The following is a 25,200-nucleotide window of genomic DNA, read 5'->3' on the forward strand; positions in this document are numbered from 1 at the left end:
GTCAGCCCCGCTCCTGCGCCACGCGGCGCACGTCGGCGGCGAAGCGATAGCCGCCGCCGCGCACGGTCAGGATGAAATGGGGATCGCGGCTGTCCGCTTCGATCTTGCGCCGCAACCGGCTGACCTGATTGTCCACCGCCCGATCGAACAGGTGCGCCTCGCGCCCCTGGACCATGTCGAGCAACTGGTCGCGGTCGAGCACGGCGCGCGGATGATCGAGAAACGCGCGCAACAGGCGGAACTCGGCGGTGGAAATCGGCACCACTGCGCCATCGGGATCGGTCAACTTGCGTTTCAGCGGATCGAGCCGCCAGCTTTCGAAAACGTAGTGTGCATCGTCGTCGGCCAGCGTCGCCGGACGGCTCGCCCGCCGCAGGACGGAGCGGATGCGGGCGACCAGCTCGCGCGGCTCGAACGGTTTGACGACGTAATCGTCGGCGCCGATCTCCAGCCCCACGATGCGGTCGGTCGCTTCGCCTTTGGCGGTCAGGAATATGACCGGGATCGCGCGGGTTTCGACCAGGTGGCGGCAAAACGACAGCCCGTCTTCCCCCGGCATCATGATGTCGAGCAGGACGAGGTCGGGTGCTTCGGACAGTATCGCGCTGCGCGCCACGGCGGCGCTGGAAGCCTGCTGCACGTCGAACCCCTGGCGGACGAGATAGTCCGCCAGGGGTTCGCGCAGGCTTGCCTCGTCATCGACGAGCAGCAAGCGGACGGGGGCAGCTTCGTTCATCGTGGACGCCTAGACCCGGGCCGCGGCAGGTATCAAGCGCAACGCCTTCAACCCGGCCGGCGGGCGTTGCGGCGTTCTTTCATTTGTTCGCGCGCAGCCTTGCGTTCGGCTTCGGTGATCACACCGTTGCCGTCGCTGTCTGCCCGGGCGAAGCGCTGCTGCGCTGCCGCCTGGAATTCGGCGCGGCTGACGGCCTGATCGCCATCGGTGTCGGCCCGGCGCAACATGGCCATGCCGGCCATCTTGCCGCCGCCGCGCCGCCCGGCCTTGCGGCCATGGCCCTTGCGCCCTTCGCGAGCGGCCTCCATTTCGGCTTGCGAGAGACCGCCGCTGCCATCGGTGTCGAGCCGGGCAAAGCGTTCCGCGCCGCGGGCTTCGCCGCGTTCGGCCCGCGCTTCTCGGCGTTCTTCACGCTTTGCGCGCCGTTCGGCCCGCGCTGCATCCATTTCGGCCTGAGTGACTTCGCCGTTGCCGTCGGCATCGAGCCGGGCGAAGCGCTGCGCCTTGCGGGCGGCCCGATCTTCGGCGTCGATCCTGCCGTCGGAGTTCACATCGAGGCGCGCGAACATCTGGTCCGCATGGGCGGTCATTTCGGCGCTGGTGACTTCGCCGTTGCGGTCGGCGTCGGGGCCGCGCGGTGCGCGGTCGTTCTGGGCCAGCACGGCAGAACCGCCAGCCAGCGCGAGGGCGGCAGCGGATAGGGAAAGGGCGATCGTTTTCATGGTCAATGCTCCATTCTGGAAGAACAGGTTGAGCTGCGAGGCCGCCGGAAGGGGGGAGGTCTATAAAGCGACGCTCGCAACTCGTGATGCCTGTTCTAGAAGGGCACTGTCGCACGATTATCCCGGATCGGGGGATTATTGTCGCGAAGTGTCGCAGGATTGTTCGCGCGTTCAACCATGCGACAGAAATCAGCGCGCCCGGTGCTCGGTTCCCTCACCGGCGGTGATGAACAGCGCGGTGGCTTCCCCTTCGACATCGGCGGTGTGCCATGTCGCCGGCGGATTGATCGCATATTCGCCCGCCGCCAGGGTTACGGTCTGGGTCGAGCCGTCGGCATATTCCTGATGCAGGGTTATCGTCCCTTCCAGGCACAGGACGACTTCGTCGCCCGCAGGGTGCATTTCCCACGAATCCCACGACTGGGAAAATCGAAACAGGCTCACCAGCCGTCCCTCCCCATCCTCCCCGTGGCGTTCGTCATATCCGCCATACCAGTCCATACCGGTGAATTCGGGCTGGGCGACGGCCGAACCGCCCCGCCCCAGATGGATCGGGAAGCGGGCGATCGGCTGCCCGGCCATCAGCCCTTCACCATGCAGAAGGCGTTGAGCTTGTTGCCATCGCGGTCGCGGAAATAGGCGGCGTAGAAGGTGTTGCCATCGCCATCGGGTTCTCCGCGCGGGCCGGGCGCGCCTTCGTCGCTGCCGCCATTGGCGAGCGCGATATCGTAAAGGCGCTTCACCTGCGCTTCGTCCTTGGCTTCCAGCGCGACCATCGTGCCGTTGCCGACGCTGGCCACTTTTTCGTCGTAAGGCCTGGTCAGGGCCACGCCGGGGGCGCCGCCGGGGCGGCCCCAGGCGATGAAGCTGTCGAAATCCATCATCCGCCCCACGCCCATCTCTTCCGCGATGGCATCGTAGAACGGGGCATGGCCCTGCAGGTCGTTGGTCCCCAGTGTTACGTAACCGATCATTGCGCCTCTCCTCGACAGCGACTCGCCAATGACGAGAACATTAGTGGAACATTGCCGTGTAGGAAAGCGCTTTTTCGGGTTGCTAGAGCGGCTGGCACGCCTCCTCCAACCAGGCCAGGACCTCGCCTTCAAGCTGCGGTGCGAGGATCGCGCGGGTTTTCGCGTGGTAATCGTTCCACCAGGCGATCTCGTCCTCGGTCAGCAGCGCGCGATCGACCAGGGTGCGGTCGATCGGCACGAAAGTGAGCGGTTCGAAGCCGAGCCAGTCGCCCTCGCCCCCGGCGATCTCGCGCTTCACGGTGAGGACGAGGTTCTCGATCCGGATGCCGTATTCGCCGCCCTTGTAGTACCCCGGTTCGTTCGACAGAATCATCCCGGCGAACAGTTCCTGCGCAGTGCCGGCCTGGCCGCCGCTCGATTTCGCGATCCGCTGCGGCCCCTCGTGCACGCCGAGATAGCTGCCCACGCCGTGCCCGGTGCCGTGGCCGTAATCGACCCCCGCCTGCCACAGGAACTGGCGCGCGAAGGCATCGAGCTGGCTGCCGTTCGTGCCCTGGGGGAAAGTCGCGCGGTCGATCGCGATATGGCCCTTGAGCACGCGGGTGAAGCGATCCTTCTGCTCGGCCGAGGGATCGCCGGGTCCGATCCACACCGTGCGCGTGATGTCGGTCGTTCCGTCGAGATACTGCCCGCCCGAATCGCACAGGAACACGCTGCCCGGTTCGATCGGCAGGTTCGAATCCTCGTCCACCCGGTAATGCGGGATCGCCGCGTGGGGGCCGGCGGCGGAAATCGTGTCGAAGCTGTTGTCCTTCAGCAGGCCGGTGGCCTTGCGGAATTCCTGCAGCTTGGCCGCTGCCGAAAGCTCGGTCTCCCCGCCCTTAGGCGCGGCGACCGACAGCCAGTGGAGGAACCGCGCGACCGCTGCGCCGTCGCGTTCCTGCGCCTTGCGGTGCCCTTCCTGCTCGACCGGGTTCTTGATCGCCTTGGGCAGGATCACCGGGTCACGCTCGGCCACCGGGGTCGCCCCGCCTTCCTCGAGCAGGCGGAAAATCGCCGCGACGCCGAAATCGGGATCGACCGAGACAGTCTTGCCCTTCATCGCCGAAAGCGCGCCGTCGAAGGCATCGCGCGGGCGGATCGTGACCGCGTTGCCGAGGTGCTTTTCCAGTTCCGGAGTGACTTTCTCGGGCGCGATGAACAGTTCCGCCGTCCCGTCGCTATGTGCGATCAGGTAGGACAGGGCCACCGGGGTCCGCTCGACATCCGCACCGCGGATATTGAGCAGCCAGGCGATCGAATCGAGCGCCGAGACGACTGCCGCGTCGTAACCTTCGTCCTTCATCCAGTCGGCCACTTCGGCGCGTTTTTCCGCGCTCGACCGGCCGGCGTGCTCGTCCGCATGGACCAGCGCCGCGGCGGTGGAGGGTTCGGGTTGATCGTCCCACACCGAATCGACCGGGTTGCTTTCGACCGCGACCAGTTCGCTGCCCTTCTTGGCCAGCGCCTTGCCGACCTGATCGGCCCAGCCTTTGGTATGGAGCCAGGGATCGAAGCCGATCTTCGCGCCTGCTGGGGCATTATCGGCGATCCACTTACCCATCGAAACCTGGGGTACGAGGCAATAATCGTACAGCTTGCTGTCGACCTGTTCGTGGACCTGGATGGTGTAGCGTCCGTCGATGAACATGCCGGCCTTGTCCGCCAGCACGACCGCGCTGCCGGCAGAGCCGCCGAATCCGGTCAGCCACGCCAGGCGCTGGGCATAGCCGCCGATATATTCGCTCATGTGCTCGTCGGAAATCGGGACAACGAACCCGTCGAGTGCGCGGCGCTTCAGTTCCTCGCGCAGGGCGGCGAGACGGCTTTCGTGGGTTTGCATCAGCATGGTTGCGGTCCTTTCGTGGCCCACATAGAGGCGCAGGATGGATCATGCCACCATCAAGCCGCCGATTGCGGCCAAGCGCCCCGTCAATGCAACGCATCACGGGGTGGAAATTTCCGACGACTATGCCTGGCTGCGCGACCCCGGCTATCCCACTGTGGACGACAGCGAGGTGATCGCCCACCTCGAAGCGGAAAACGCCTGGTTCGAAGCGCGGATGAAACCGCACCGCCCGCTGGTCGATGCCCTGTTCGGCGAAATGCGCGCGCGGATCAAGGAAGCCGACACCTCGGTGCCGCAGAAGGACGGCGACTGGCTGTACTGGATCGAGTTCGAGGAAGGGGCCGAATACAAGAAATGGTGGCGCCGCCCGGTCGGCGCGCCGGACGATGGCAGCGCGGACGAACTGATCCTCGACGAACCGGCCCTGGCCGAGGGCAAGCCCTATTTCCGCGTCGGCGCACTGTCGGTCAGCCAGGACGGCACCAAACTCGCCTATTCGGTCGACGATAACGGATCGGAACGCTTCACCGTGCGGATCAAGGATCTGGCGACAGGCGCGATGCTGCCCGACGAGATCCCCGGCACGCTGTCCGCGCTGGTCTGGGTCGCGGGTGACACGGGGCTGGTCTATTCGCTCGCCAACGAACAGTGGCGGACCGACAATGCCCGGCTCCACTGGCTGGGCCGCCCGCTGGCCGAAGATGTCGAGCTATATCACGAAGACGACGAGGGGTTTCGCGTCGGATCGGCGCTTTCGGCGGACGAGAAATGGGTCGTGATCGGCAGTAGCGACCACGAGACGAGCGAGGTCCGCCTGGTCCCGGCCGACGACCCGCTGGCCGAACCGGTGCTGGTGCGCGAACGCGCCAAAGGCGTAGAATACGATGTCGACGTGCATGGCGCGACCCTGTTCGTCCATGCCAACGACACGCACGAAAACTTCCGCCTCGCCACCGCGCCGCTCGACCGGCCCGGCGAATGGAGCACACTGATCGCGGGATCGGACGCGTTCTACCTTACCGGATTCACGCTGTTTCGCGATTTCTACGTGGTCGAGGGGCGGCAGGCCGGGCTCGATACGATCGCGGTGCGGTATTACGACGATCCCGACCGGGTCGAGCCGATCGCCTTTCCCGAAGAAAGCTACAGCGCCGCACTGGGCAACAACCCCGAATTCGCGACCGGGGTGCTGCGCCTTTCGTACGAAAGCATGGTCAGCCCCTCCACCGTTTACGACTACCACGTGGCCGAGCGGCGGCTGGAAGTGCGCAAGGTGCAGGAAATCCCCTCGGGCTACGACGCGGGGCTCTATCGCACGGAGCGACTGGAAATCGCCGCGCGCGACGGGACGCCGATCCCGGTCTCGATCGTCTATCGCGCCGACCGGCAGGGCGCTGGGCCGCTGCACCTTTACGGTTATGGCGCATATGGCATTGCCATTCCGCCCGGTTTTTCGACCACCCGGCTCAGCCTGGTCGATCGCGGGTTCGCCTATGCCATCGCGCATATTCGCGGCGGCGACGATCTGGGCCGCGCCTGGTACAAGGCGGGCAAGCTGGAACGGCGGACCAATGCCTTCAACGATTTCGTCGACGTGGCCAAGGGGCTGATCGCGCGCGGTTACAGCGAAGCGGGCAAAGTGACGATTTCGGGCGGATCGGCGGGGGGCGAGCTGATGGGGGCGGTGATCAATTCCGACCCCGCGCTGTGGGGCGCGGTCGTCGCGCATGTGCCGTTCGTCGACGTGCTCAACACCATGCTCGACCCCTCGCTGCCGCTGACGCCGGGCGAATGGCCCGAATGGGGCAACCCGATAGAAGACCGGGCCGCCTTCGACCTGATCCGCAGCTACAGCCCTTACGACAATGTCCGCGCGCAGGACTATCCACCGCTGCTGGTCACCGCCGGTCTCAACGATCCGCGGGTCACGTACTGGGAACCGGCCAAATGGGTCGCGCGGCTTCGCGAGTTGAAGACCGACGATAACGAACTGCTGCTCAAGACAAACATGGGCGCGGGCCACGGGGGCAAGTCGGGCCGGTTCGAAAGCCTGGAAGAAGCAGCCGAGGAATTCGCTTTCATCCTGTGGCAGATGGGCATGGCCCCGGCGGGCGATGAGGGCGACAGCCGGGATGCCGCGGGATGAGCGGCGCGTTCTGCCTGACGTTCACCGCCCGGCCCGAACACATCGACGTAATGGGCCACGTCAACAATGCGGTGTGGGTGCAATGGGTGCAGGACATTGCGACCGCGCATTGGGACGCCGTGGCAACGCCCGAACATGTCGCGACTTATGTCTGGCTCGTGACCCGGCACGAGATCGATTATCGCGGGAACGTGGCCCAAGGCGAGCAGGTGAGCGGGGCAACCTGGGTGGAGGGAGAGCCGCGCGGCGCGACTTCGGTGCGCCGGGTCGATTTCCGCAACGATGCCGGCAAGGTAATCGTTTCGGCTGCCACCACCTGGGCCATGCTGGATCGTGCGACCGGGCGGCCGGTTCGTGTGCGGCCCGAAGTCGTGGCGCCGTTCGGCCTCGGGTGAAATCGTGCCGAGCTGTCTGGGGGGGGGGGGCTGGCGGGGCCGTCAGGCGGCCGCCGTTTCCGATCCCGGCGCAGTCTTGCCGAACAGTATCAGCCGTTCGTGCATGGAACGGTTGCGACCCGCCTCCTTCGCTTCGTACAGCAGCTTATCCGCACGGGCATAAAGATCGTCGAACCCGAGCGCGTCGGATAGGCCGTCCGGTATTTCGATCATTCCCATGCTTGCCGTGACCACCCGGTCGATCTGGGTCACTTCGCGGGCGACACGCAGGCTGATCGCGCGGCGGATGCGTTCGGCGCGCTCGGCCTGATTGTCGCCGCGCAGCAGCAACAGGAATTCCTCCCCGCCCATTCGCACGGCGACCGATTGCCGCTTCTTCTCGCTCGCCAGCACCGCGGCGACGGTTCGCAGAACCTTGTCGCCGACGCCGTGGCCGAATGTGTCGTTGATATCCTTGAACCTGTCGAGATCGAGCAGGGCGAAGGTTGAAAACCCTTCGGCGCGAAGCTGGGCGAAGCGTCCGTCCAGCCCGCGCCGGTTCATCAATCCGGTAAGGGGGTCGCGTTCCACCAGATTGCCCAGCGCCGCCGCCATCCTGCGCGCCTTGTCGCGTTCGCGCCGCAGCGTCAGGAAACGGTCGGTCACCCCCAGCGCGGTCACCGTCGCTTCGCAGACCAGGCCGAGATAGAACAGATCGAGCGTACGAACCGCGGGCACGCCCGGCATCAGTTCGGTGGCAAGTTCGATCAGGAATACGACGGTCAGGGGAATCCAGCCCACCAGCTGGAACCAGACCGCCCGGCTGCCGCGCATCAGCGCCCGGCCCACCACCTGCAACCACAGGAGCAGGACAGGGGCCAGCGCGATGCCGTGCAGCGGCAGCCCGGCGGGCATCATCCATTCCGGCCTGACCGTCTGCATGACGGAAACGATCAGCGCCCAGGCGGCGGCCCATTCCATCGCCTGCGCCTGGCGGGCGCCCAGTTTGTCGCGTTCGATGAAATGGCGCGTGAACAGCAGGCAGGCGGCGATGGCCGCGCCGAACGTCATGATCGTCGCCGCGCGCCAGACATGGGGATCGAGCGGGAGCACTTCGTTCACGATCCCGCTCCGCAACGCGACCAGCGGGATAAAACACACGGTCATGATCGCGTGCCAGACGATGAAGCGATTGCGCAGCACGCGCCAGAAAAGCGCATCGAACAGGATCGGCATGGCCAGCATTCCGATCAGTATCCCGATCAGAACCAGCCGCCCGACATGGCCGGCCCGCCGATCCGGCCGCTCGGGCGCCAGATGCAGGCTTTCGAGGCTGGCCTGATGCGAAAGCCCTTCGATCAGAACGGTCACGCGCGCGGGCGCGGTGCCGGTTTGCGGCAGGGGGATGGCGAGCGTGGGGCCGGCGCTGGTTGCGATGGCCTGCGACATTGGCGTGGTCGCGCTTGTCCGCGCGCCGTCGCGCCCCTCGACCGCAATGGCGATGCGATCGAACTTGCCCAGATTCATCAGCAGGTATCGCGGCACCGCATTCGCCGGGTCGGGTTCGAATTGCAGCGCGACCGCCTCTGCCGGCAAGCGGGGCGGCCTGCTGGCGCAGGGCAGCACTGCATCGCCTGGCATCGCGGACAGGGCGCTGACTGTAGAGGGGGGCGGCGGACAGGGGTGGGCCGCTGCGGGAAGGCCCAGCGCAGCGCACAGTGTCAGGATCGCCAGAATGGCGGCCCGAAATTTGGCTTCCCCGCCCATGCCGAAGCATTAGGGCCATTCGGTTATCGCAGCGTTAAGCTGCGCGCGGCATCACCCCAGGATGTCGGCCACCGGGCGATATTCGTAACCCAGTTCTTCGGCCACGGCGGCATAAGTCACTTGCCCGGCATGGACATTCAGCCCTTCGGCCAGGTGTGGATCGCGGCGCATCGCCTCTTTCCATCCCAGCCCGGCGATCCGCAGAGCATGGGGCAGCGTGACGTTGTTGAGCGCATACGTGCTGGTCCGCGCGACTGCGCCGGGCATGTTGGCGACGCAATAATGGACCACGTCGTCGATCACATATGTCGGATCGGCGTGGGTCGTCGCCCGGCTCGTTTCGAAACAGCCGCCCTGGTCGATGGCGACATCGACCAGCACCGCACCCGGCTGCATGGATTTGAGCAGGTCGCGCGCGATCAGCTTGGGCGCGGCGGCGCCGGGGATCAGTACCGCACCGATCACCAGATCGGCCTCGCACACCGCCTCTTCCAGATTGGCCTTGTTCGAAAACCGCGTCTTGGCCCGGCTTTCGAAATGGATTCCGACACGCTCCAGAACCGCCGGGTCGCGATCGAGAATGGTCGTGTCTGCGCCCAGTCCGACTGCCATCTGCGCGGCATTGAAACCGACCACGCCGCCGCCGATCACCAGGACTTTGGCCGGAAGCACGCCCGGCACCCCGCCCAGCAGCACGCCGCGCCCGCCGTGGGCCTTTTCCAGCGCGGTCGCGCCGGCCTGCACACTCATGCGCCCTGCGACCTGGCTCATCGGTTTGAGCAGCGGCAGCGAGCCGCCCGGTCCGGTCACCGTCTCGTAAGCGATCGCGGTGACGCCGTTCTTCACCAGATCGGCGGTTTGCGGCGCATCGGGGGCGAGGTGGAGGTATGTGTAGAGGATCTGCCCATCGCGCAGCTTGGCGCGTTCTTCCGCCTGCGGTTCCTTGACCTTCACCACCATCTCGCACTCGGCGAAAATCGCGTCGGGCCCATCCTTGATGAATGCGCCCGCCTGGCGATACTGGTCGTCGTCAGCGCCGATGCCGTTTCCGGCCCCGCTCTGGATCCAGACTTCGTGACCATGCGTTATCAGCTCACGCGCGCTTTCGGGCGTGAGGCCGACGCGATATTCGTGGTTCTTGATTTCCGTGGGGCAACCGATGCGCATGGGTCCTGTCTCCTCGCTGCGTGCGCCCGTTACAAGTGAAACTATCGCGCCGCAACCTGTGTCTCGATCAGCGGATGGGGTGCATGATCGCGTGTGGCTTTGCGAGAACAATGCGTGCGCGCCGCACCAAACCCGATCGAAGCGGCGTCATCGAAGTGTCACAAAATCGGAATACTGGCGCTGTCATCCGGTCAGAAACCGGTCATTATAAGGTAACGAAAATGAAAAGTTTCCTTGCCCTATCGCATGTCGCCGCCGTGGCCGGCGGGTTGTGGGCGGTGCCGCTGGCGGCGCAGGACGGTGGTGCCGGATCGGGTCACGGCCAGGTCGAGGCTCTGCGCGCGGAAATGGCGCGCCTGGCCGATCGGGTCGAAACGCTCGAAGCCGAACTGGCTGCGGCGAAAGGCGAGCCGGCGGCCGTGCCGCCCGCCCCGGCCGCGCCGTCGGCGGGCGCGAGTTCGATCAGCTGGAAGGGCGCGCCTGTGATCGAAGGCGAAGGCGGCTGGAGCTTCAAGCCGCGCGGCCGGCTGCAGATCGATGCCGGCACGATTTCGGCCCCCGATTCCCTCGGCGCCGTGGACGGCTTCGGCAGCGAGATCCGCCGCGCGCGGCTGGGCGCGGAAGGCGATATCCCCGGCGGCTTCGGATACAAGTTCGAGCTGGATTTTGCCGGGGGCGAGGTCGAACTGGCCGATGGCATTCTGACATACGGCGATGGCGGGCTGACCGTTTCCATCGGGCACCACAACACGTTCCAGGGGCTGGAGGAACTGACCAGCAGCCGCTTCATTTCGACGATGGAGCGTGCGGCCTTCACCGATGCCTTCGGCTTCGAACGCCGGCTCGGCCTGTCGACCCAATACGCCGCCGGCGCGTGGCTGGTTCAGGCCGGGGTGTTCAGCGACAATGCCGATGCGCTGTCGAACCGCAACTGGAGCGTGGACGGGCGCGTCGTCGCGATGCCCGAACTGGGCGGCACCCGGCTCCATCTGGGCGGATCGGTGCACTATGCGGATTACGAGGAAGGGACCGCGCTGCGATATCGCCAGCGGCCCTTCGCCCACTTCACCGATACGCGCTTCATCGATACCGGCCGGGTGGAAGGGGCCAGCGAGCTGGGCATGGGGCTGGAGGCGGCAGCGATCGCCGGGCCATTCCACGCCGCGGCGGAAGGGTTCTGGCAGCAAGTCGACCGTCCCGGCGCACTGCCCGACCCGACATTCTTCGGCGGCTATGCCGAAATCGGCATGTTCCTGACCCCCGGCGATACGCGCGGGTACAAACGGGGCGTGTTCGACCGCGTGAAGCCGGCAAACCCGGTGGGTGAAGGCGGTTTCGGCGCGGTCCAGATCAATCTGCGCTACGACCGGCTCGACCTGGTCGATGCGGGGATCGTCGGTGGCACGCATGATGGATATGCCGTCTCGCTCGTCTGGACGCCGACCGATTACACGCGCTTCATGGCCAATTACGGCCGCATGGAGTACGCCAATGCCGCCCTGCCTGCCGGGGAAGACGACCGGTCCTACGGCGTCGATACCTTCGGCGTGCGGGCCCAGATCGACTTTTGAACCATTGCCCGATCCGACCGGGCGGATCGATGTCATGTCCTTGTCACAGATCACTCATACCCGAGAACCGATCCTAACCTTGCTGGGGTAAGAAAAATGCACATCACGAAATCCATCTGCCTTGCCGCGGTCGCGGCGCTTTCGCTGTCCGCATGTGGCGATGCGCCGGGCGCCGGCGGCACGCGCGATTCGATCCGCGCGGTCGGTTCGTCGACCGTCTATCCTTTCGCCAAAGTCGTGGCGGAAAACTTCGCCCGCTCGCACGCCGATTTCAAATCGCCGCTGATCGAATCGACCGGCACCGGCGGCGGCATCGCGCTGTTCTGCGAAGGGGTGGGCCCGAACACGCCCGACATCGCCAACGCTTCGCGCCGGATGAAGAAAGGCGAGTTCGAAACCTGCCAGGCCAACGGCGTGGAAGAAATCATCGAACTGCAGGTCGGCCTTGACGGGCTGGCCTTCGCTTCGGCGCAGGGCGGGATCATGATGAACCTGACGCCCGAAATCGTTTACAAGGCGATCGCGGCGCAGCCTTATGGCAAAGAACAGACGGCCAAGACCTGGGCCGATGTCGACCCCTCGCTGCCGAACGAGCCGATCCTGGTCTATGGCCCGCCTTCCACATCCGGCACGCGCGACGCGCTGAAGGAACTGGTGCTGGAAGTCGGCTGCGATGCCGACCCGGCGATGGAAGCGCTGAAGGAAAGCGACGAAGATCGTCATACGCAGATTTGCACCGAAGTGCGTTCGGACGGCGCCTATGTCGACCAGGGCGAACAGGATAACCTGATCGTGCAGAAGATCGGCAACAATCCGAAGGCCGTGGGCGTGTTCGGCTTCTCCTACCTCGAAGAAAATTCGGGCAAGGTCCAGGGCCTGCCGATGAACGGGGTGGAGCCGACTTACGAGAACATCTCCAGCTTCCAGTATCCGGGCGCGCGCCCGCTCTACGTCTACGTCAAGAAGGCGCACCTCGACGCGATCCAGGGGCTGAAGGAATTCCTGGCCGAATGGGCGAACAGCTGGGGCAAGGATGGCCCGCTGGCCGCGATCGGCCTCGTTCCTTCGCCCGATGAAACGATGGCGGCCAACGCTGCCTCTGCAACCACGCAGTACACCACGATGACCGGCGAAGAGCTGTAAGGCTCGCGTACACCGGCAATCGCCGCACTTTCGCGAAGGGCGCCGTCTCCTGAGGGACGGCGCCCTTTTCGTTTGGACCGGAGTCGTGGGGCCATAAGTCGAAAGGCCAGAAATCGGAGGGTTGGAAACGATTTCCCGTCCCAAACGCTGAATCGCGCGAAAGGGGACAGGAACGATGGCCGCACGCGCATATTGGCAGGGGCAGATCAGGCTGGCGCTGGTTTCGATACCGGTCGAAGTCTATGCCGCGACGAAGAGCGGGGCCTCGATTTCCTTCCGCCAGATCCACGAGCCCAGCGGCAAGCCGATCAATTACGAGAAAGTCGTCCAGGGGATCGGCCCGATCGACCGCGACGACATCGTCAAGGGCTACGAGATTTCCAAGGGCAACTACGTCCTGCTGGAGGAAGAGGAGATCGAGGCGGTCAAGATCGAGAGCCGCAAGACGCTGGAACTGGTCCAGTTCGTCGATGCGGACGAGATCGACGTGTTCTATTTCGAGAAGCCTTACTACGTCGTGCCGCAGGACGAGCTGGCTGAAGAAGCCTTCATCGTCCTGCGCGAGGCATTGCGCCAGAAGAAGAAAGTGGCGCTGGGCCAGCTATCGGTGCGCGGGCGCGAAACGCTCGTCAGCCTCAAGCCCTGCGGCAAGGGGCTGGTGCTTGAAACGCTGCGCTACGAGGACGAGGTCCGCAAGGCGCAGACTTATTTCAAGGACATTCCCGACGATAAGCCGGACAAGGAGATGCTGGAGCTGGCCGGGACGCTGATCGACAAGAAAAGCGCGCCGTTCGACGCCGGCGAGTTCGAGGACCGCTATGTCGATGCGATCCGCAAGCTGATCGACAGGAAGGCCAAGGCGAAGGGCAAGACGATCCTGGAGGATGTGGACGAGCCGGCACCCTCCGGCGGGTCGAACGTGATCGACCTGATGTCCGCGCTCAAGAAATCGGTGAAAGAGGATAAGCCCGCGAAGAAAGCCTCTTCGAAGAAATCCTCCTCGGGCAAATCGGGCGGCAAGTCGCGGAAGAGCGCGTGATGGTGCTGAACGATCCCGTTCTCGTCCACTGGATGGACTGGGACCTGCTGGTGCGCCTGGGCGTGGCCGCGATCCTCGGCCTCGCGCTCGGGCTCGACCGCGAGCTGCGCGGCCACGCCGCGGGGATGCGCACCCATGGGCTGATCTGCTTCGCTGCGGCGGCGATGACGGTCTCGGTCATCTCGCTGTTCGGCCAGCTCGAAGGCGAGCGGATGGATCCGTTGCGTGTTTACGAGGCGACGGGCGCCTTCATCGGCATCATCGGCGCCGGGCTGATCGTGTTCAGCAAGGGCGAAGTGAAGAACCTGACCACGGCCGCGCACTTGTGGCTGGCGGCGGTGGTCGGGATCGCCTGCGGCGCGGCGCAATGGCCGCTGGTGGTGATCGCGGCGGTGATCTCGGTCGTCATGCTGACCCTGCTGGGCCTGGTCGAGCGGCGCTGGTTCCCGGACGAGGACGCAGGCCGGTGAGCAGGCGCGACCCCCTGGCCGAATACAATCGCAAGCGCGATTTCTCGAAGACCGCGGAACCGGCGGGGGAGCGCGCCGGGGGCGAAGGCGGCAGTCGCTTCATCGTCCAGAAGCACGCGGCCAGCCGCCTTCACTGGGATTTCCGGCTGGAAGCCGACGGCGTGCTCAAGTCCTGGGCCGTGACCAAGGGGCCGTGTCCCGATCCCGACGTCAAGCGCCTGGCCGTGCGGACCGAGGATCACCCGATGTCCTACGCCGATTTCGAAGGCACGATCCCGAAGGGCGAATATGGCGGCGGCACGGTCATGCTGTGGGATCGCGGCACCTGGGCCCCGGTGGAAGGCAAGAGCTGGAAGGATATCGAAAAGGGCCACCTGCACTTCACTCTCGATGGAGAGCGGATGAAGGGCGAATGGCTGCTCGTGCGCATGAAGAAGAAGCCGGGTGAAAAGCGCGAAAACTGGCTCCTGCGCAAGATCGAAGACGAACATGCCGAACCCGGCGACACGCTGGTGGAGCGCGAGCTGACCAGCGTCCTGACCGGCCGCGCGATGGCGGAAATCGCCGCCGACAAGCAGGGCGAGCACTCGCTCGAAGGCAAGTCGGGCCGGGCATTCGCAAGGGAAATGGCCAAGGCGGGCGAAAACAACGCGAAGAAGGCGGCGAAAGCGAAGAAGAAGCCGGCGCGCAAGGGGGGCGCCGGCAAGCCACCGGCATTTCGCAAGCTGCAACTGGCCACGCTGGTCGATGCGGTGCCCGCGGGCAATGGCTGGATGCACGAGATCAAGTTCGACGGTTATCGCGCGCTGATCGCCGCTGCGGGCGGGACGGTGCGCGTCTATACCCGCAGCGGCAAGGACTGGAGCGAAAAGTTCGCCCCGCTTGCCCGCGCCTTCGCCGCGCTCGACCTGCCGGCCTGCCTGATCGACGGGGAGATCGTCGCTTACGATACCGCGGGCAATCCCGATTTCTCCTCGCTCCAGCGCGTGCTCAAGCGCGGGCACGGCGCGCAGGGGGAAAGCGACCGGCTCGCCTTCCATGGCTTCGACCTGCTCGAAGCCGATGGCGAGGACCTGACCGGCCTGCCCAATGTCGAGCGCAAGGAACGGCTGGAGGCGCTGCTCGAAGGGGTCGAGGCGCCGATCCACGTCGCCGATCACGTGATCGGCGCGGGGGAGAAGCTCTACCGCGCGATGTGCGACGCGGCGCAGGAAGGGATCATCTCCAAGACGATCGACGCCCCCTATCGCGGCAGCCGGACGCGCAACTGGGTGAAGGTCAAGTGCACGCTGCGTCAGGAATTCGTGATCGTCGGATGGAAGGCGTCGAGCGCGAAAGGCCGCCCCTTCGCCTCGCTTCTGCTGGCCCAGCACGAAGGATCGGGCGAGGATGCGCGGCTCGTCTACAAGGGCAATGTCGGGACCGGCTTCTCGCACGAGACGCTGGAGGACATGGCGGCGAAGATGAAGCGGCTGGAGCGCAAGACGCCCCCGGTCGAGGTCGATCGCGCTTCCGCTCGCCAGGTCACCTGGGTGACGCCGAAACTGGTCGCGGAAATCGCCTTCAGCGAATTCACCGCCGACGGCAATGTCCGCCACGGCAGCTTCCTCGGTCTGCGCAGCGACAAGGACGCGGACGAGGTCCGGCCGGAGAAGGCAGGCAGCGCACCTGACACCGGGGCCGCGCAGGACGTGGAGATATCGAGCCGCGAGCGGGTGATCTTCCCCGATGCGAAGTGCACCAAGGGCGATCTGGCCGATTACTACGCCGATGTCGCGCCGCTGATGCTGCCTTTCGCGGCCCAGCGCCCGGTCAGCCTGGTCCGCTGCCCCCAGGGGCGGGCGAAGAAGTGCTTCTTCCAGAAACATGACAGCGGATCGTTCGGCCCCCACGTCAGGCACGTGCCGATCGCGGAGAAGAAGGGCGGGACCGAGGACTATCTCTACCTGGAGGATGCCGCGGGCCTGCTCGCCTGCGTGCAGATGGGCACGATCGAATTCCACGGCTGGGCCGCGCGCAGCGGCGATGTCGAGCGGCCCGACCGGATGATCTTCGACCTCGACCCGGACGAAGGGCTGGATTTCGCCGACGTGAAACAGGCCGCGGAGGACCTGCGCCGCAAGCTGGCCGATATCGGGCTGACCAGCCATGCCATGCTGACCGGTGGCAAGGGGGTGCACGTTGTCGTGCCGTTGACCCCCGGCCATTCGTGGGAGGTGCACAAGGATTTCGCCAGCCGCTTTGCCGAGGCGCTGAGCATGGCCGAACCCGATCGCTTCACCGCGACGATGAGCAAGGCGAAACGCAAGGGCAAGATCTTCATCGACTGGCTGCGCAACCAGCGCGGCAGCACCGCGGTCGTCCCCTATTCGGCGCGCGCGCGCGAAGGGGCGCCGGTGGCCGCGCCGATCGCCTGGGGCGAGTTGAAATCGTTCGGCGATGCCAAGCCGTTCACGATCGCCGACGCGGCGAAGCTGCACGCGCGCGCGAAGTCGAAATCGCTCGCCGGGTGGGGCTTTGCCGAGCAGCGCCTGCCCGATATCTAGGGGCTGCGGTTCGCCTTGCCCGCGATGCCGGGCACAGGTACGCTTGTGCGTGAATGATCGGCCGCAAACTTTCCGCCTGGCAGCGTGCCGGGCTGCTCGACGAGCAGACGGTCGTGGCGATCCGCGCGTACGAGGCTGACCATGCGCGCCCGCTGGCGCTGTGGGCCGCGATCGGCATCGGTGCACTGGCCATCGGCCTCGGGCTGGTGTCGGTGGTCGCCGCGAACTGGGAGGATATTCCCGGCCGCCTGCGCCTTGCCGTCCATTTCGCCGCGCTCGCCGGACTGGCCGCCCTGCTCTGGCGCGTGCCGCGCGCGCGCGCGGACGACCGCCCCTGGATGCAGGAAGCCGCGCTGTTCGTGTTCGGCGTGCTCGGCCTCACTTTCTTCGGCCATCTCGGCCAGGTCTATCAGACCAGCGCGCCGCTGTGGCAGCCGCTGTCGCTGTGGCTGGTGCTGTTCGGCCCGGTGCTTCTGCTGCGCGGGTCGAGCTGGCTCACCGCGATCCTGTTCGCCGGCGTTATCGTGTGGGCGAGCTGGGGCTTTGCCGATCCGGTGCGGACGCAGTTCGGCGCGGACAGGCGCCCCGATGTCGTGATCGGGCTGACGACCGCGCTGCCGGTCCTGCTCGCGCCGCTGGGCGCCTGGATGCGCGAGCGCGATGCGCGGGACGGTTTCTGGTGCAGGCTGGAACAGCTCGGCTTCGCTTATGCGATCGGCTGTGCCTCGCTGGTCGCGGTGGCAAGCGGATTTGGCGAGATGGACGGCGACGGGCTGTTCTCCTTCGGTGCCCAGATGGCCCAGGTTATCGTCGGCCTCGCCGCCGCGGCGCTGCTGGTCGGCGCGCGGCGCGGCAGGTCGGGGCAGGCGCTGGGCGGGGCGGTCGCCGGCGCGGCGTTGACGATCCTGCTCAGCCGCATGATCGGCGACAGCCAGCTTGCGGCGGGCATCCTGTTCATGGCGCTGTGGGTCGGCGTTGCGCTGGCCGCGCTCTACGGCGGGTGGCGGGGCGTGTTCCAGCTCGCGGTTGCGGCAGTGGCGGTGCGGCTGGTGATCCTCAGCTTCGAACTGGCGAGCGACCTCCTGACCAGCGGCTTCGGCCTGATCCTTGCCGGGCTTCTGATCTTCGGCATTGCCTGGGCCGCGGTGCGGCTGTCGCGCCGCCTCGCTCCGGAACGGGGGGAAGGGGCATGAGGCGGCCATTCGCCCTGGCCGCGGCGCTGGCGCTTCCGCTCGCGGGGCTCGGGCTGAGCTGGGCGGCGGCCGAATATACCTCGCGCCAGGGAACCGTGTGGCACGTGCCGATCACCGGATACGACCCGCGCGACATCCTGCGCGGGCACTACGTGATCTATACGTATGACTGGCCCGGCCTCGAAACCGCGGCGCGCGACCGGCAGTTCGGGGACACGCTGTGCCTGGAAGGGAATGCGCCGCACCTGACGCGCGCATTCCCGCCGCAAGGGCGGCCCTGCGCGGCCTTCGTCACCGCGCGCGGGGGATGGAACGATCCTGAAGGCGGGCTGGCGAGCGGGCGGCTCTATGTTGCGCAGGAGCGTGCGACCGAGTTGGAACGTCGGCTGGCCGATCCCGCCCTGCAGGGCATGGTGCGCATCCGCGTGCGCGAAGACGGCCACCTCACCCCGCTCGACATCACCTTCCGCGAACGTGATGGTGAGGCGGCGCAGACGACACGGAACGAACGCTAGCGCTTCTGCCGGTTCCCCGCGAAGGCGGGGGTCTCAGGCCGCAGGCGTTTCGCCCGATAGCATGAGACCCCCGCCTGCGCGGGGGATCACATTGGAGAGGTGGTGCGGGCAGCTTTCGTCGTCATCGGCATCGCGAGAAGTGCTGCCCCTGCAATGAGTTCCTGCGAAAGCAGGAACCCAGGCCCAGCCACAACGCCCGCCATCATGGGCCCCTGCTTTCGCAGGGGATCACCGCGCCCGAAGACTGATCGCGAAGACCGATGCTTCGCCCCGCCCCACCCGTCATGCTGAACTTGTTTCAGCATCCATCGCGCCGCCCGGCTCCGCCCACGCGGGAGGAGAAATGGGCCCTGAAACAAGTTCAGGGTGACGGTTTCAAGGGTGCGAACGTCGCTCCGCGCCAGCCCATCACGCGGCGACATCGCGGGCTAGATCGGGTTGCCGTCCTGGTCGCGGAAGATCTCGCGGCGGCCGACGTGGTTGGCGGGGCCGACCAGCCCTTCTTCCTCCATCCGTTCGATCCACTTGGCCGCGGTGTTGTAGCCCACGCCCATCTGGCGCTGGAGCCACGATCCGCTGGCCTTCTGGTTTTCAAACACGATCTGGCAGGCCTGGCGGTACTTGCGCTCTTCGGGATTGTCGCTCGCGGTCAGTTCGTCGTCGAAGCTGAAGCCGCCGTCCTCCGGCTCCTCGGTCACGGCGTCCACATATTCGGGCTTGCCCTGGCCGCGCCAGTGTTCGGCCACGGCCTCGACTTCCTCGTCCGAGACGAAGGGGCCGTGGACGCGGACCATCGCGCCGGAGCTGGGCTTGTAGAGCATGTCGCCCTTGCCCAGCAGCTGTTCCGCGCCCTGTTCGCCCAGGATCGTGCGGCTGTCGATCCGGCTGGTGACGTTGAAGCTGATCCGTGTCGGCAGGTTGGCCTTGATCACGCCGGTGATGACATCGACCGAGGGGCGCTGGGTCGCCATGATCAGGTGGATGCCCGCGGCGCGCGATTTCTGGCTCAGCCGCTGGATCAGGACCTCGATCTCCTTGCCGACGGTGACCATCAGGTCGGCCAGCTCGTCGACGATCAGCACGATCTGCGGCAGGGGGGTGTAATCGAGCTGCTCCTCCTCGAACAGTTCCTCCCCCGTTTCGGGATCGAACCCGGTCTGGACCCGGCGGCCGAGCGGCTTGCCCTTGGCGATCGCGGCCTTCACCCGCTCGTTGAACGAATGGATGTTGCGCGAATTGATCGAGCTCATCATCCGGTAGCGCCGCTCCATCTCCTCCACCGCCCACTTGAGCGCGCGGACCGACTTGTGCGGCTCGGTCACGACTTGCGACAGCAGGTGCGGGATATCGTCGTAGCTTTTCAGCTCCAGCACCTTGGGATCGATCAGGATCAACCGGCATTCGTCGGGCGTGAAGCGATAGAGCAGGCTCAGCAGGATGCAGTTCAGCCCGACCGACTTGCCCGACCCGGTCGTGCCCGCCACCAGAAGGTGAGGCATGGCCGCGAGATCGGCGACGATCGGTTCGCCCGCGATATCCTTGCCCAGGATGATCGGCAGGCTCCCCTTGGCATTGGCGAAGGCTTCGCACGCGGCCAGTTCCTTGAACGCGACCATCTGGCGGTGCGCGTTGGGCAGTTCGATCCCCATCACCGTCTTGCCTGGAATGGGGGAGACGCGGGCGCTGATCGCGCTCATGTTGCGGGCGATATCTTCGGCCAGGCCGACCACGCGGCTGGCCTTGATCCCGGGCGCGGGCTCCAGCTCGTACATCGTCACCACCGGGCCGGTGCGCACGGCGGTGATCTCGCCCTTCACATTGAAATCGTCGAGCACGGTTTCGAGCAGGCGCGCATTGCGTTCCAGCGCCAGGCGGTCGAGCTTGGGGCCCTTGTCGGTCGGCGGTTCTTCCAGAATGTCGAGGCTGGGCAGCTCGAACGCGGCGAACATGTCGCGCTGTTTCGCCTTGTCGAGCTTGGCCGGGCGCGGTGGGGCACTGCGTTCGGCGATTTCGGGCGCGCGGCGCGGCGCGCTGCGTTCCTCGCGCTGTTCGGCCGTTTCCGGCGCGGTATCGCTTTCCACACTGACTTTCGCCGCGCGTTTGGGACGCGGCAGGAAGGGCACATTGTCCGCCGAAATTCCCGGCGCGCGGCGGAGGAAGCCGGGCAGGGTCAGGAGCGCGCGCCAGTCGATCGCGAAAACGCGGGTGACCAGCGCAATTCCGCCAGCCAGGCAGGCGACGGCCATCGCCAGAATGGCCCAGCCGCGTCCGCCCTCGGGCAAGCGACTGGCGAGCGTCTCAATCGCGCCGGCGCCCAGCAGGCCGGCGATCCCCCCGCTCGACGCGGGCAGCGATCCGCCGGGACCGTCGAACGCCAGCGAAAGGACGCTGGAGAGCAGGATCATGGCCAGCAGCAACATGCCGACCGGGCGCAGCCAGTGGGTGTCGGTATCGCGGTCTTCCTCCTCCACATCGCGCCACAGCTTGCGCGCGCCGACGTAGAGCAGGGGAAGCAGGAAGATGGCCGAGATGCCGAAAGCGAACAGGACCCGTTCGGCCGCCCAGGCGCCACTGGTGCCCATCCAGTTGCCGACATCGTTGCCGGCCGCCGCGGTCGAAGGGCTGGGGTCGGTCTGGGTATAGCTGACCAGTGCGAGCGTGAGGAACAGCGCGCAGGCGAACAGAATGCCCGCCCCCGCCATCTGCGCGGCGCGGCGCAGGCTGCGCCGGAAAGTGGCGCGCCAGTCGGTGGTCGGCGATTTTGTGGCCGCGCGAGTGGCCATTGCGATTCCCCTGATGTGAGCGGACAGTATGAATCCTCGGCGACTCTGCCGTCAAGCGACCTTCGGCGGATCGGGCCGGCGCCCGGCGCGCATCATACCAGACCGTCGATCGCTGCCCAGCGCTGCCAGTCCAGTTCCAGCGCGCGAGCGGCGGTCATTCCGCCCAGGGCGATGACCGGCATCCGCGCCCGTGCGGCGAGCGCGCGGAAACGCATCGGGCCCAGAGTGGGGGCATCCGGGTGCGAGCGGGTCGGAAAGACCGGAGAGAGGGTGACGGCATCGGCCTCGATCGCGTTCGCCGCCTCGATCCCGCGCGCATCGTGCGCGGTGGCGATCCGCAGCCGCCCCTCGCCCGGGCCGATCCGCCGCGCCGGCCCGTAGAGTCCGTGCGCCCCCCACAGGCGCGCCTCGCCCGCGCTGCCGGACAGGACCACGCGGTGCCCGCATTCGTGCGCGATCTGCGCCAGCACCGCATATCGCGCGCGGCGCGGTTCCGGGGCGAGGTGATAGTGACGATAGATGAAACCCGAACCTTCCGGCAGCGATCGCAGGGCCTGTTCCAGCCGCGCGTCGTTGCGCGCATCGGACAGCAGCCAGAGGTTGGGGAGGGTATGGTTTCGCTGCACGGGGTCGCTATAGCGCCTTGCGATGAAAAACCCAGATACCCCCCTGCAACAGGTCCGCGAACGCATTGGCCGCGCGTGCAAGGTCGCGCGCCGCGATCCCGCCGACGTGACCCTGGTTGCCGTGAGCAAGACGCACCCTGCCGAGGCGATCGAACCGCTCCTGCGCGAAGGGCAGCGGGTCTTTGGCGAAAACCGGGTGCAGGAAGCGCAGACCAAGTGGCCCGCGCTGCGCGAGGCCTGGCCCGATGCCGAAGTGCATCTGATCGGCCAGCTTCAGTCGAACAAGGCGGAAGACGCGGTGGCCCTGTTCGACTGCATCCATTCGCTCGACCGGCCCAGCCTGCTCAAGGCGCTGGTCAAGGCGATGGACCGGGCGGGCAAGCGGGTCCCGTGCTTCATCCAGGTCAACGTGGGCGAGGAAGATCAGAAGGGCGGGTGCGCGCCGGGCGATCTCGCCGGATTCATCGCCCGCGCCCGCGATGCGGAAATCCCGCTCGCCGGGCTGATGTGCATTCCGCCGCTGGACATAGAGCCGGCGCCGTTCTTCGCATTTCTCGACAAGCTGGCGCGCGACAACGGGCTGACGGGCAGGAGCATGGGGATGAGCGGCGATTACGAAACCGCCGTGATGCTGGGCGCCACCCATGTGCGCGTTGGCACCGCGCTGTTCGGCGCGCGGGGCTGAACGCGGCACACGCAAAAAGAAAGGGGCGCCGGTGAGCGCCCCTTTCCGTTTCAAACCGGCAGTGGCGGATCAGAACTTTCCGCGTACCGTGATGCCGTAAGTCCGCGGCTCGGCCAGGAAAGCCGAATAAGTCTGCTGCGAAGCGATGAACGGCGTGTTGAACGCGACCTGGGTGTAGTTGGTGTCGAACAGGTTCTGCACCCAGCCTTCGATCGAGAAACGGTCCGCGATATTGGTCAGACCGATACGACCGTTCACGACCACGTAGCTGTCCTGTTCCTTGCCGTAGAGCAGGTCGGAGCCGGTGTTGTAATCGTCGGTCATGCGGGCGTTGAAGAACACCAGGCCGCGCATTCCGCTCGAACCGATTTCCGGGGTCCACGAAACCGACGAGGTGGCCACCCATTCGGGCGCGTTCGACATATTGTCGCCCGGCAGCAGACGCAGCGCCGGGTCCAGCGGAACGCCGGAGTCGGTGCCGATCAGATCGTCTTCGTAGCTGGTGTCCGAATAGGTCACGCCGACCGTGAAGCCGAGATCCGGGGTCGGGTTGAGCGTGGCTTCGAATTCCACACCCTGCGCGATCACGCCCGGCTGCACGTTCTCCGGTGCGCAAGCGCCCGTCGTCGCATCGCCGTCACGATCCGCTCCGCCAAGGTCGGTCGAACACGAATTGATGTTCTGGACCAGGTAGAACGAGCCGTTGAAGGTGTTGAGCTGGAAGTTGGAGAACTCCTGCCGGAAGGCGGCAACGCTGAAGCCGAAATCGCGGGTCGAATATTTCGCCCCGATTTCGAAGGCGTCGACCGTTTCCTCTTCGAACTGCAGCGCGCCGACATCGATGTTGGGCACATCGAGGAACAGCGGGTTGGACAGGGCCGAGCGGTCGAGGTTGAAACCGCCCGCCTTGTAGCCGCGCGAATAGGAACCGTAGAGGAGCAGGTCGGGCGTCGCCTTCCAGCTCAGCACCGCGGTGCCGGTGAACTCATCCTCGTCGCGGGTGTCGGACAGCGTCACGCCGTCCAGCTCCGAAGTCGAGTTGCCCTGGCACGACAGCGAAATGATACCGCCGGCCAGCGGTGCCGCAGCGGTGCCCAGAAGCGGCGAAAGCATCGCGCGGTTGGTCGGGCAGATCGTGTTGTCGTTACCGAAGGCCGCATCGAAATCCTTGGTTTCGTTGGTGTAACGAAGGCCAAGGGTGAGATCGACGGTGTCGGTGATGTGGAAGATATTGTGGGTGAAGAATGCGAAGTTCTCGCTCTTCTGGTTATAGAGATCTCCCGTACCACCGAGATCGTTGATCTGGGCCAGGTTGTCGAGACCGGCAAAGATCAGCGGCGTGGCCGGGCCGAATGCGCCCGCGCCTCCGTTGGCCGCCAGCAATGCCGCCCGGCCGCCAGCGCCGAGGCACCCGCTGCTGGAAGGATCGGCAAGGGCCGGGTTGATCGCATTGACCACGCGGCACGGCGCGAAGGCACCGTAATCCTCGCCGAACCGAAGGTTGTCGGTCACCCGCAGCTTCTCGTTGGCGTAGAAGCCGCCGACCAGCCAGTCGAGCCGGTCGTTGAAGGCGGAACCCTGAAGGCGCAGTTCCTGGGTGAAGGTCTTGAACCTGCGCCCGCCTGCATCGTCGCCCGGCGCGCGATAGAGAATATCGAGCTGGGTGTAATCGGTGTCCGACGCCTGCCAGTTCGAATATTCGCGATAGGCGGTGATGGAGGTCAGCTGGACATTACCCAGTTCCCAGTTGAGTTCGCCCGAAATGCCATAATCTTCGGTCTCGCCGGCATATGTGCGACCGGGCGTGACGTAGATATCCCGTTCGAACGTGCCCTGCGTCAGTGCGCGCGGGTCCTGACCCAGGCCGAGCAGGATCGGTATGATCGGGTTGTCGGTGCTGGTCAGCGCCGGCCCGCCTTCGGGACGGGTGAACGAATCGAGCCCCGGGCTGACACGCGCGAGCGGGGCGAAATCGGGCTGCACGAATGTGGCCGCGCAGCAGGCTTCGTCCTTCTTGGAATAGTCGCCGACCAGGCGGAAGCTCAGCGTATCGCTCGGTTCGAACAGCAACTGCCCGCGAACGAGATAGCGGTCGCGGTTGTTGACGGTCGTGTCGTTGTTGATGTCGTTGTAGAAACCGTCACGCTTGAAATAGACGCCGTCGAGCCGCGCAGCGACCGTCTGGCCGATCGGGGCATTGATGCCGCCCTCGATCCGCATCGCGTCGTAATTGCCGTAGGTGAAGGCACCGTAGCCGGAAAATTCGAACTCGGGCGGCGCGGTGTAGATGCTGATCAGGCCAGCGGAAGCGTTACGGCCGCCCAGCGTGCCCTGCGGGCCGCGAAGGATTTCGATCCGGTCGATCGGGCCAAGCTCGCTGAGCGCGTTGCCCGAGCGCGAGCGATAGACCCCGTCGACGAAGACCGCGACCGAGCTTTCGAGGCCGGGGTTGTCCCCGACCGTGCCGATCCCGCGAATACGGGCCGAACCGTTGGCTTCATTGCCGGTGGAGGACACGAGCAGCGAAGGCGCCACCTGGTTCAGCTCGCGAATATCGCTGGTGCCCGATTTTTCGAGCATTTCGCTCGAAACGGCCGACACGGCGACCGGCACATCGGCCAGCGACTGTTCGCGGCCCTGCGCGGTCACGACGATGATGGGGCCGCTCTGCGCCGCAGGCGCCTCGGCAGCGGATTCCGCCTGACCTTCGGTCTGCGCAAAAGCCGCCTGGGGCAGGAGCGCAAGGCTCGCTCCGGCGAGGGCAACTGCCCGGTATGATATCACTCTTTTCATGTTTTTCTCCTCCACCAAAACTTGACGTATACGTAACCCGGCCTTTCTTGCTTGGGAAACAT

Annotated in this window: 20 protein-coding genes; 10 read left to right on the forward strand and 10 right to left on the reverse strand. The window is 66.1% G+C overall.

The genetic code is table 11. The annotated features are described in order from the left end of the window. Position 1: 1 nt before the first annotated feature. The 5 genes from AM2010_RS12405 to AM2010_RS12425 form a co-directional block, all read right to left on the reverse strand. Complete coding sequence (locus tag AM2010_RS12405) at positions 2-736, reverse strand: response regulator (RefSeq protein ID WP_047807333.1); 735 nt, start codon at positions 734-736, stop codon at positions 2-4. Between the two features lie 47 nt (positions 737-783). After that, positions 784-1,458, reverse strand: coding sequence for a hypothetical protein (locus AM2010_RS12410; protein WP_047807334.1), 675 nt, complete (start codon positions 1,456-1,458; stop codon positions 784-786). 189 nt (positions 1,459-1,647) lie between these two features. After that, complete coding sequence (locus tag AM2010_RS12415) at positions 1,648-2,040, reverse strand: cupin domain-containing protein (RefSeq protein ID WP_047807335.1); 393 nt, start codon at positions 2,038-2,040, stop codon at positions 1,648-1,650. Next, positions 2,040-2,432, reverse strand: coding sequence for a VOC family protein (locus tag AM2010_RS12420; protein ID WP_047807336.1), 393 nt, complete (start codon positions 2,430-2,432; stop codon positions 2,040-2,042). The genes AM2010_RS12415 and AM2010_RS12420 overlap by 1 nt, the downstream gene beginning before the upstream one ends. 82 nt (positions 2,433-2,514) lie before the next feature. Beyond that, positions 2,515-4,320, reverse strand: a complete 1,806-nt coding sequence (locus tag AM2010_RS12425) for an aminopeptidase P family protein (RefSeq protein WP_047807337.1) — start codon at positions 4,318-4,320, stop codon at positions 2,515-2,517. A gap of 37 nt (positions 4,321-4,357) precedes the next feature. On the opposite strand from AM2010_RS12425, the gene AM2010_RS12430 reads away from it, so the two are divergent. Further along, complete coding sequence (locus AM2010_RS12430; protein WP_047807338.1) at positions 4,358-6,466, forward strand: S9 family peptidase; 2,109 nt, start codon at positions 4,358-4,360, stop codon at positions 6,464-6,466. Further along, positions 6,463-6,861, forward strand: a complete 399-nt coding sequence (locus AM2010_RS12435; protein ID WP_047807339.1) for an acyl-CoA thioesterase — start codon at positions 6,463-6,465, stop codon at positions 6,859-6,861. The genes AM2010_RS12430 and AM2010_RS12435 overlap by 4 nt, the downstream gene beginning before the upstream one ends. Positions 6,862-6,903: 42 nt before the next feature. Here AM2010_RS12435 and AM2010_RS12440 read toward each other — a convergent pair whose 3' ends face one another. Together AM2010_RS12440 and ald are read right to left on the reverse strand one after the other, a co-directional pair. Further along, positions 6,904-8,607: a GGDEF domain-containing protein gene (locus AM2010_RS12440; RefSeq protein ID WP_053044083.1), complete on the reverse strand. Its 1,704-nt coding sequence runs from the start codon at positions 8,605-8,607 to the stop codon at positions 6,904-6,906. A gap of 51 nt (positions 8,608-8,658) precedes the next feature. After that, entirely contained in the window at positions 8,659-9,774 is a 1,116-nt protein-coding gene (gene ald / locus AM2010_RS12445; protein WP_047807340.1) for an alanine dehydrogenase, read from the reverse strand. Between the two features lie 221 nt (positions 9,775-9,995). Between ald and AM2010_RS12450 the strand changes: the two genes are divergently transcribed. The 7 genes from AM2010_RS12450 to AM2010_RS12480 all read left to right on the forward strand — a co-directional run bounded on the left by AM2010_RS12450 (position 9,996) and on the right by AM2010_RS12480 (position 18,251). Further along, positions 9,996-11,345 (forward strand): OprO/OprP family phosphate-selective porin, encoded by a 1,350-nt coding sequence (locus AM2010_RS12450; protein WP_047807969.1) that lies wholly within the window; start codon positions 9,996-9,998, stop codon positions 11,343-11,345. Positions 11,346-11,441: 96 nt separating this feature from the next. Then, a complete protein-coding gene (locus AM2010_RS12455; protein WP_047807341.1) occupies positions 11,442-12,488 on the forward strand; it encodes a substrate-binding domain-containing protein in 1,047 nt (348 codons plus the stop codon). Positions 12,489-12,663: 175 nt separating this feature from the next. Further along, the gene (ku, locus tag AM2010_RS12460) at positions 12,664-13,527 is read left to right on the forward strand and encodes a non-homologous end joining protein Ku (RefSeq protein ID WP_047807342.1); all 864 of its coding nucleotides are present in this window, start codon (positions 12,664-12,666) and stop codon (positions 13,525-13,527) included. Further along, a complete protein-coding gene (locus tag AM2010_RS12465; protein ID WP_047807343.1) occupies positions 13,527-13,997 on the forward strand; it encodes an MgtC/SapB family protein in 471 nt (156 codons plus the stop codon). The genes ku and AM2010_RS12465 overlap by 1 nt, the downstream gene beginning before the upstream one ends. Next, a complete protein-coding gene (ligD, locus tag AM2010_RS12470) occupies positions 13,994-16,543 on the forward strand; it encodes a DNA ligase D (protein WP_047807344.1) in 2,550 nt (849 codons plus the stop codon). The genes AM2010_RS12465 and ligD overlap by 4 nt, the downstream gene beginning before the upstream one ends. A gap of 53 nt (positions 16,544-16,596) precedes the next feature. Beyond that, complete coding sequence (locus AM2010_RS12475) at positions 16,597-17,736, forward strand: DUF2157 domain-containing protein (protein WP_047807345.1); 1,140 nt, start codon at positions 16,597-16,599, stop codon at positions 17,734-17,736. Next, positions 17,733-18,251 (forward strand): GDYXXLXY domain-containing protein, encoded by a 519-nt coding sequence (locus AM2010_RS12480; protein ID WP_047807346.1) that lies wholly within the window; start codon positions 17,733-17,735, stop codon positions 18,249-18,251. The genes AM2010_RS12475 and AM2010_RS12480 overlap by 4 nt, the downstream gene beginning before the upstream one ends. Before the next feature lie 428 nt (positions 18,252-18,679). Here AM2010_RS12480 and AM2010_RS12490 read toward each other — a convergent pair whose 3' ends face one another. Both AM2010_RS12490 and AM2010_RS12495 read right to left on the reverse strand, forming a co-directional pair. Continuing rightward, on the reverse strand, positions 18,680-21,034 hold the full coding sequence (locus AM2010_RS12490) for an FtsK/SpoIIIE family DNA translocase (protein ID WP_047807348.1): 2,355 nt from the start codon (positions 21,032-21,034) through the stop codon (positions 18,680-18,682). Between the two features lie 92 nt (positions 21,035-21,126). Then, the gene (locus tag AM2010_RS12495) at positions 21,127-21,660 is read right to left on the reverse strand and encodes a thiamine phosphate synthase (protein ID WP_236699464.1); all 534 of its coding nucleotides are present in this window, start codon (positions 21,658-21,660) and stop codon (positions 21,127-21,129) included. 22 nt (positions 21,661-21,682) lie between these two features. Here AM2010_RS12495 and AM2010_RS12500 point away from each other — a divergent pair, with 22 nt between their 5' ends. After that, positions 21,683-22,345: a YggS family pyridoxal phosphate-dependent enzyme gene (locus AM2010_RS12500; protein ID WP_047807349.1), complete on the forward strand. Its 663-nt coding sequence runs from the start codon at positions 21,683-21,685 to the stop codon at positions 22,343-22,345. 69 nt (positions 22,346-22,414) lie between these two features. Here the strand turns inward: AM2010_RS12500 and AM2010_RS12505 are convergent, their stop codons facing one another. Beyond that, positions 22,415-25,138 carry a TonB-dependent receptor gene (locus AM2010_RS12505; protein ID WP_047807350.1) on the reverse strand — a complete coding sequence of 908 codons (2,724 nt, stop codon included), beginning with the start codon at positions 25,136-25,138 and terminating at the stop codon, positions 22,415-22,417. Between the last annotated feature and the right edge of the window lie 62 nt (positions 25,139-25,200).

Source organism: Pelagerythrobacter marensis, assembly GCF_001028625.1.
Taxonomy (GTDB): Bacteria; Pseudomonadota; Alphaproteobacteria; order Sphingomonadales; family Sphingomonadaceae; genus Pelagerythrobacter; species Pelagerythrobacter marensis.

What these genes read in the sequence shown, in the direction of transcription:
- ald (WP_047807340.1), bottom strand. Translation starts at nt 9,774, where the DNA reads ATGCGCATCGGTTGCCCCACGGAAATCAAGAACCACGAATATCGCGTC.
- AM2010_RS12420 (WP_047807336.1), bottom strand. Translation starts at nt 2,432, where the DNA reads ATGATCGGTTACGTAACACTGGGGACCAACGACCTGCAGGGCCATGCC.
- AM2010_RS12455 (WP_047807341.1), top strand. Translation starts at nt 11,442, where the DNA reads ATGCACATCACGAAATCCATCTGCCTTGCCGCGGTCGCGGCGCTTTCG.
- AM2010_RS12425 (WP_047807337.1), bottom strand. Translation starts at nt 4,320, where the DNA reads ATGCTGATGCAAACCCACGAAAGCCGTCTCGCCGCCCTGCGCGAGGAA.
- AM2010_RS12410 (WP_047807334.1), bottom strand. Translation starts at nt 1,458, where the DNA reads ATGAAAACGATCGCCCTTTCCCTATCCGCTGCCGCCCTCGCGCTGGCT.
- ku (WP_047807342.1), top strand. Translation starts at nt 12,664, where the DNA reads ATGGCCGCACGCGCATATTGGCAGGGGCAGATCAGGCTGGCGCTGGTT.
- AM2010_RS12475 (WP_047807345.1), top strand. Translation starts at nt 16,597, where the DNA reads ATGATCGGCCGCAAACTTTCCGCCTGGCAGCGTGCCGGGCTGCTCGAC.
- AM2010_RS12430 (WP_047807338.1), top strand. Translation starts at nt 4,358, where the DNA reads ATGGATCATGCCACCATCAAGCCGCCGATTGCGGCCAAGCGCCCCGTC.
- AM2010_RS12490 (WP_047807348.1), bottom strand. Translation starts at nt 21,034, where the DNA reads ATGGCCACTCGCGCGGCCACAAAATCGCCGACCACCGACTGGCGCGCC.
- AM2010_RS12480 (WP_047807346.1), top strand. Translation starts at nt 17,733, where the DNA reads ATGAGGCGGCCATTCGCCCTGGCCGCGGCGCTGGCGCTTCCGCTCGCG.
- AM2010_RS12505 (WP_047807350.1), bottom strand. Translation starts at nt 25,138, where the DNA reads ATGAAAAGAGTGATATCATACCGGGCAGTTGCCCTCGCCGGAGCGAGC.
- AM2010_RS12465 (WP_047807343.1), top strand. Translation starts at nt 13,527, where the DNA reads ATGGTGCTGAACGATCCCGTTCTCGTCCACTGGATGGACTGGGACCTG.
- AM2010_RS12500 (WP_047807349.1), top strand. Translation starts at nt 21,683, where the DNA reads ATGAAAAACCCAGATACCCCCCTGCAACAGGTCCGCGAACGCATTGGC.
- AM2010_RS12435 (WP_047807339.1), top strand. Translation starts at nt 6,463, where the DNA reads ATGAGCGGCGCGTTCTGCCTGACGTTCACCGCCCGGCCCGAACACATC.
- AM2010_RS12450 (WP_047807969.1), top strand. Translation starts at nt 9,996, where the DNA reads ATGAAAAGTTTCCTTGCCCTATCGCATGTCGCCGCCGTGGCCGGCGGG.
- AM2010_RS12405 (WP_047807333.1), bottom strand. Translation starts at nt 736, where the DNA reads ATGAACGAAGCTGCCCCCGTCCGCTTGCTGCTCGTCGATGACGAGGCA.
- AM2010_RS12415 (WP_047807335.1), bottom strand. Translation starts at nt 2,040, where the DNA reads ATGGCCGGGCAGCCGATCGCCCGCTTCCCGATCCATCTGGGGCGGGGC.
- AM2010_RS12440 (WP_053044083.1), bottom strand. Translation starts at nt 8,607, where the DNA reads ATGGGCGGGGAAGCCAAATTTCGGGCCGCCATTCTGGCGATCCTGACA.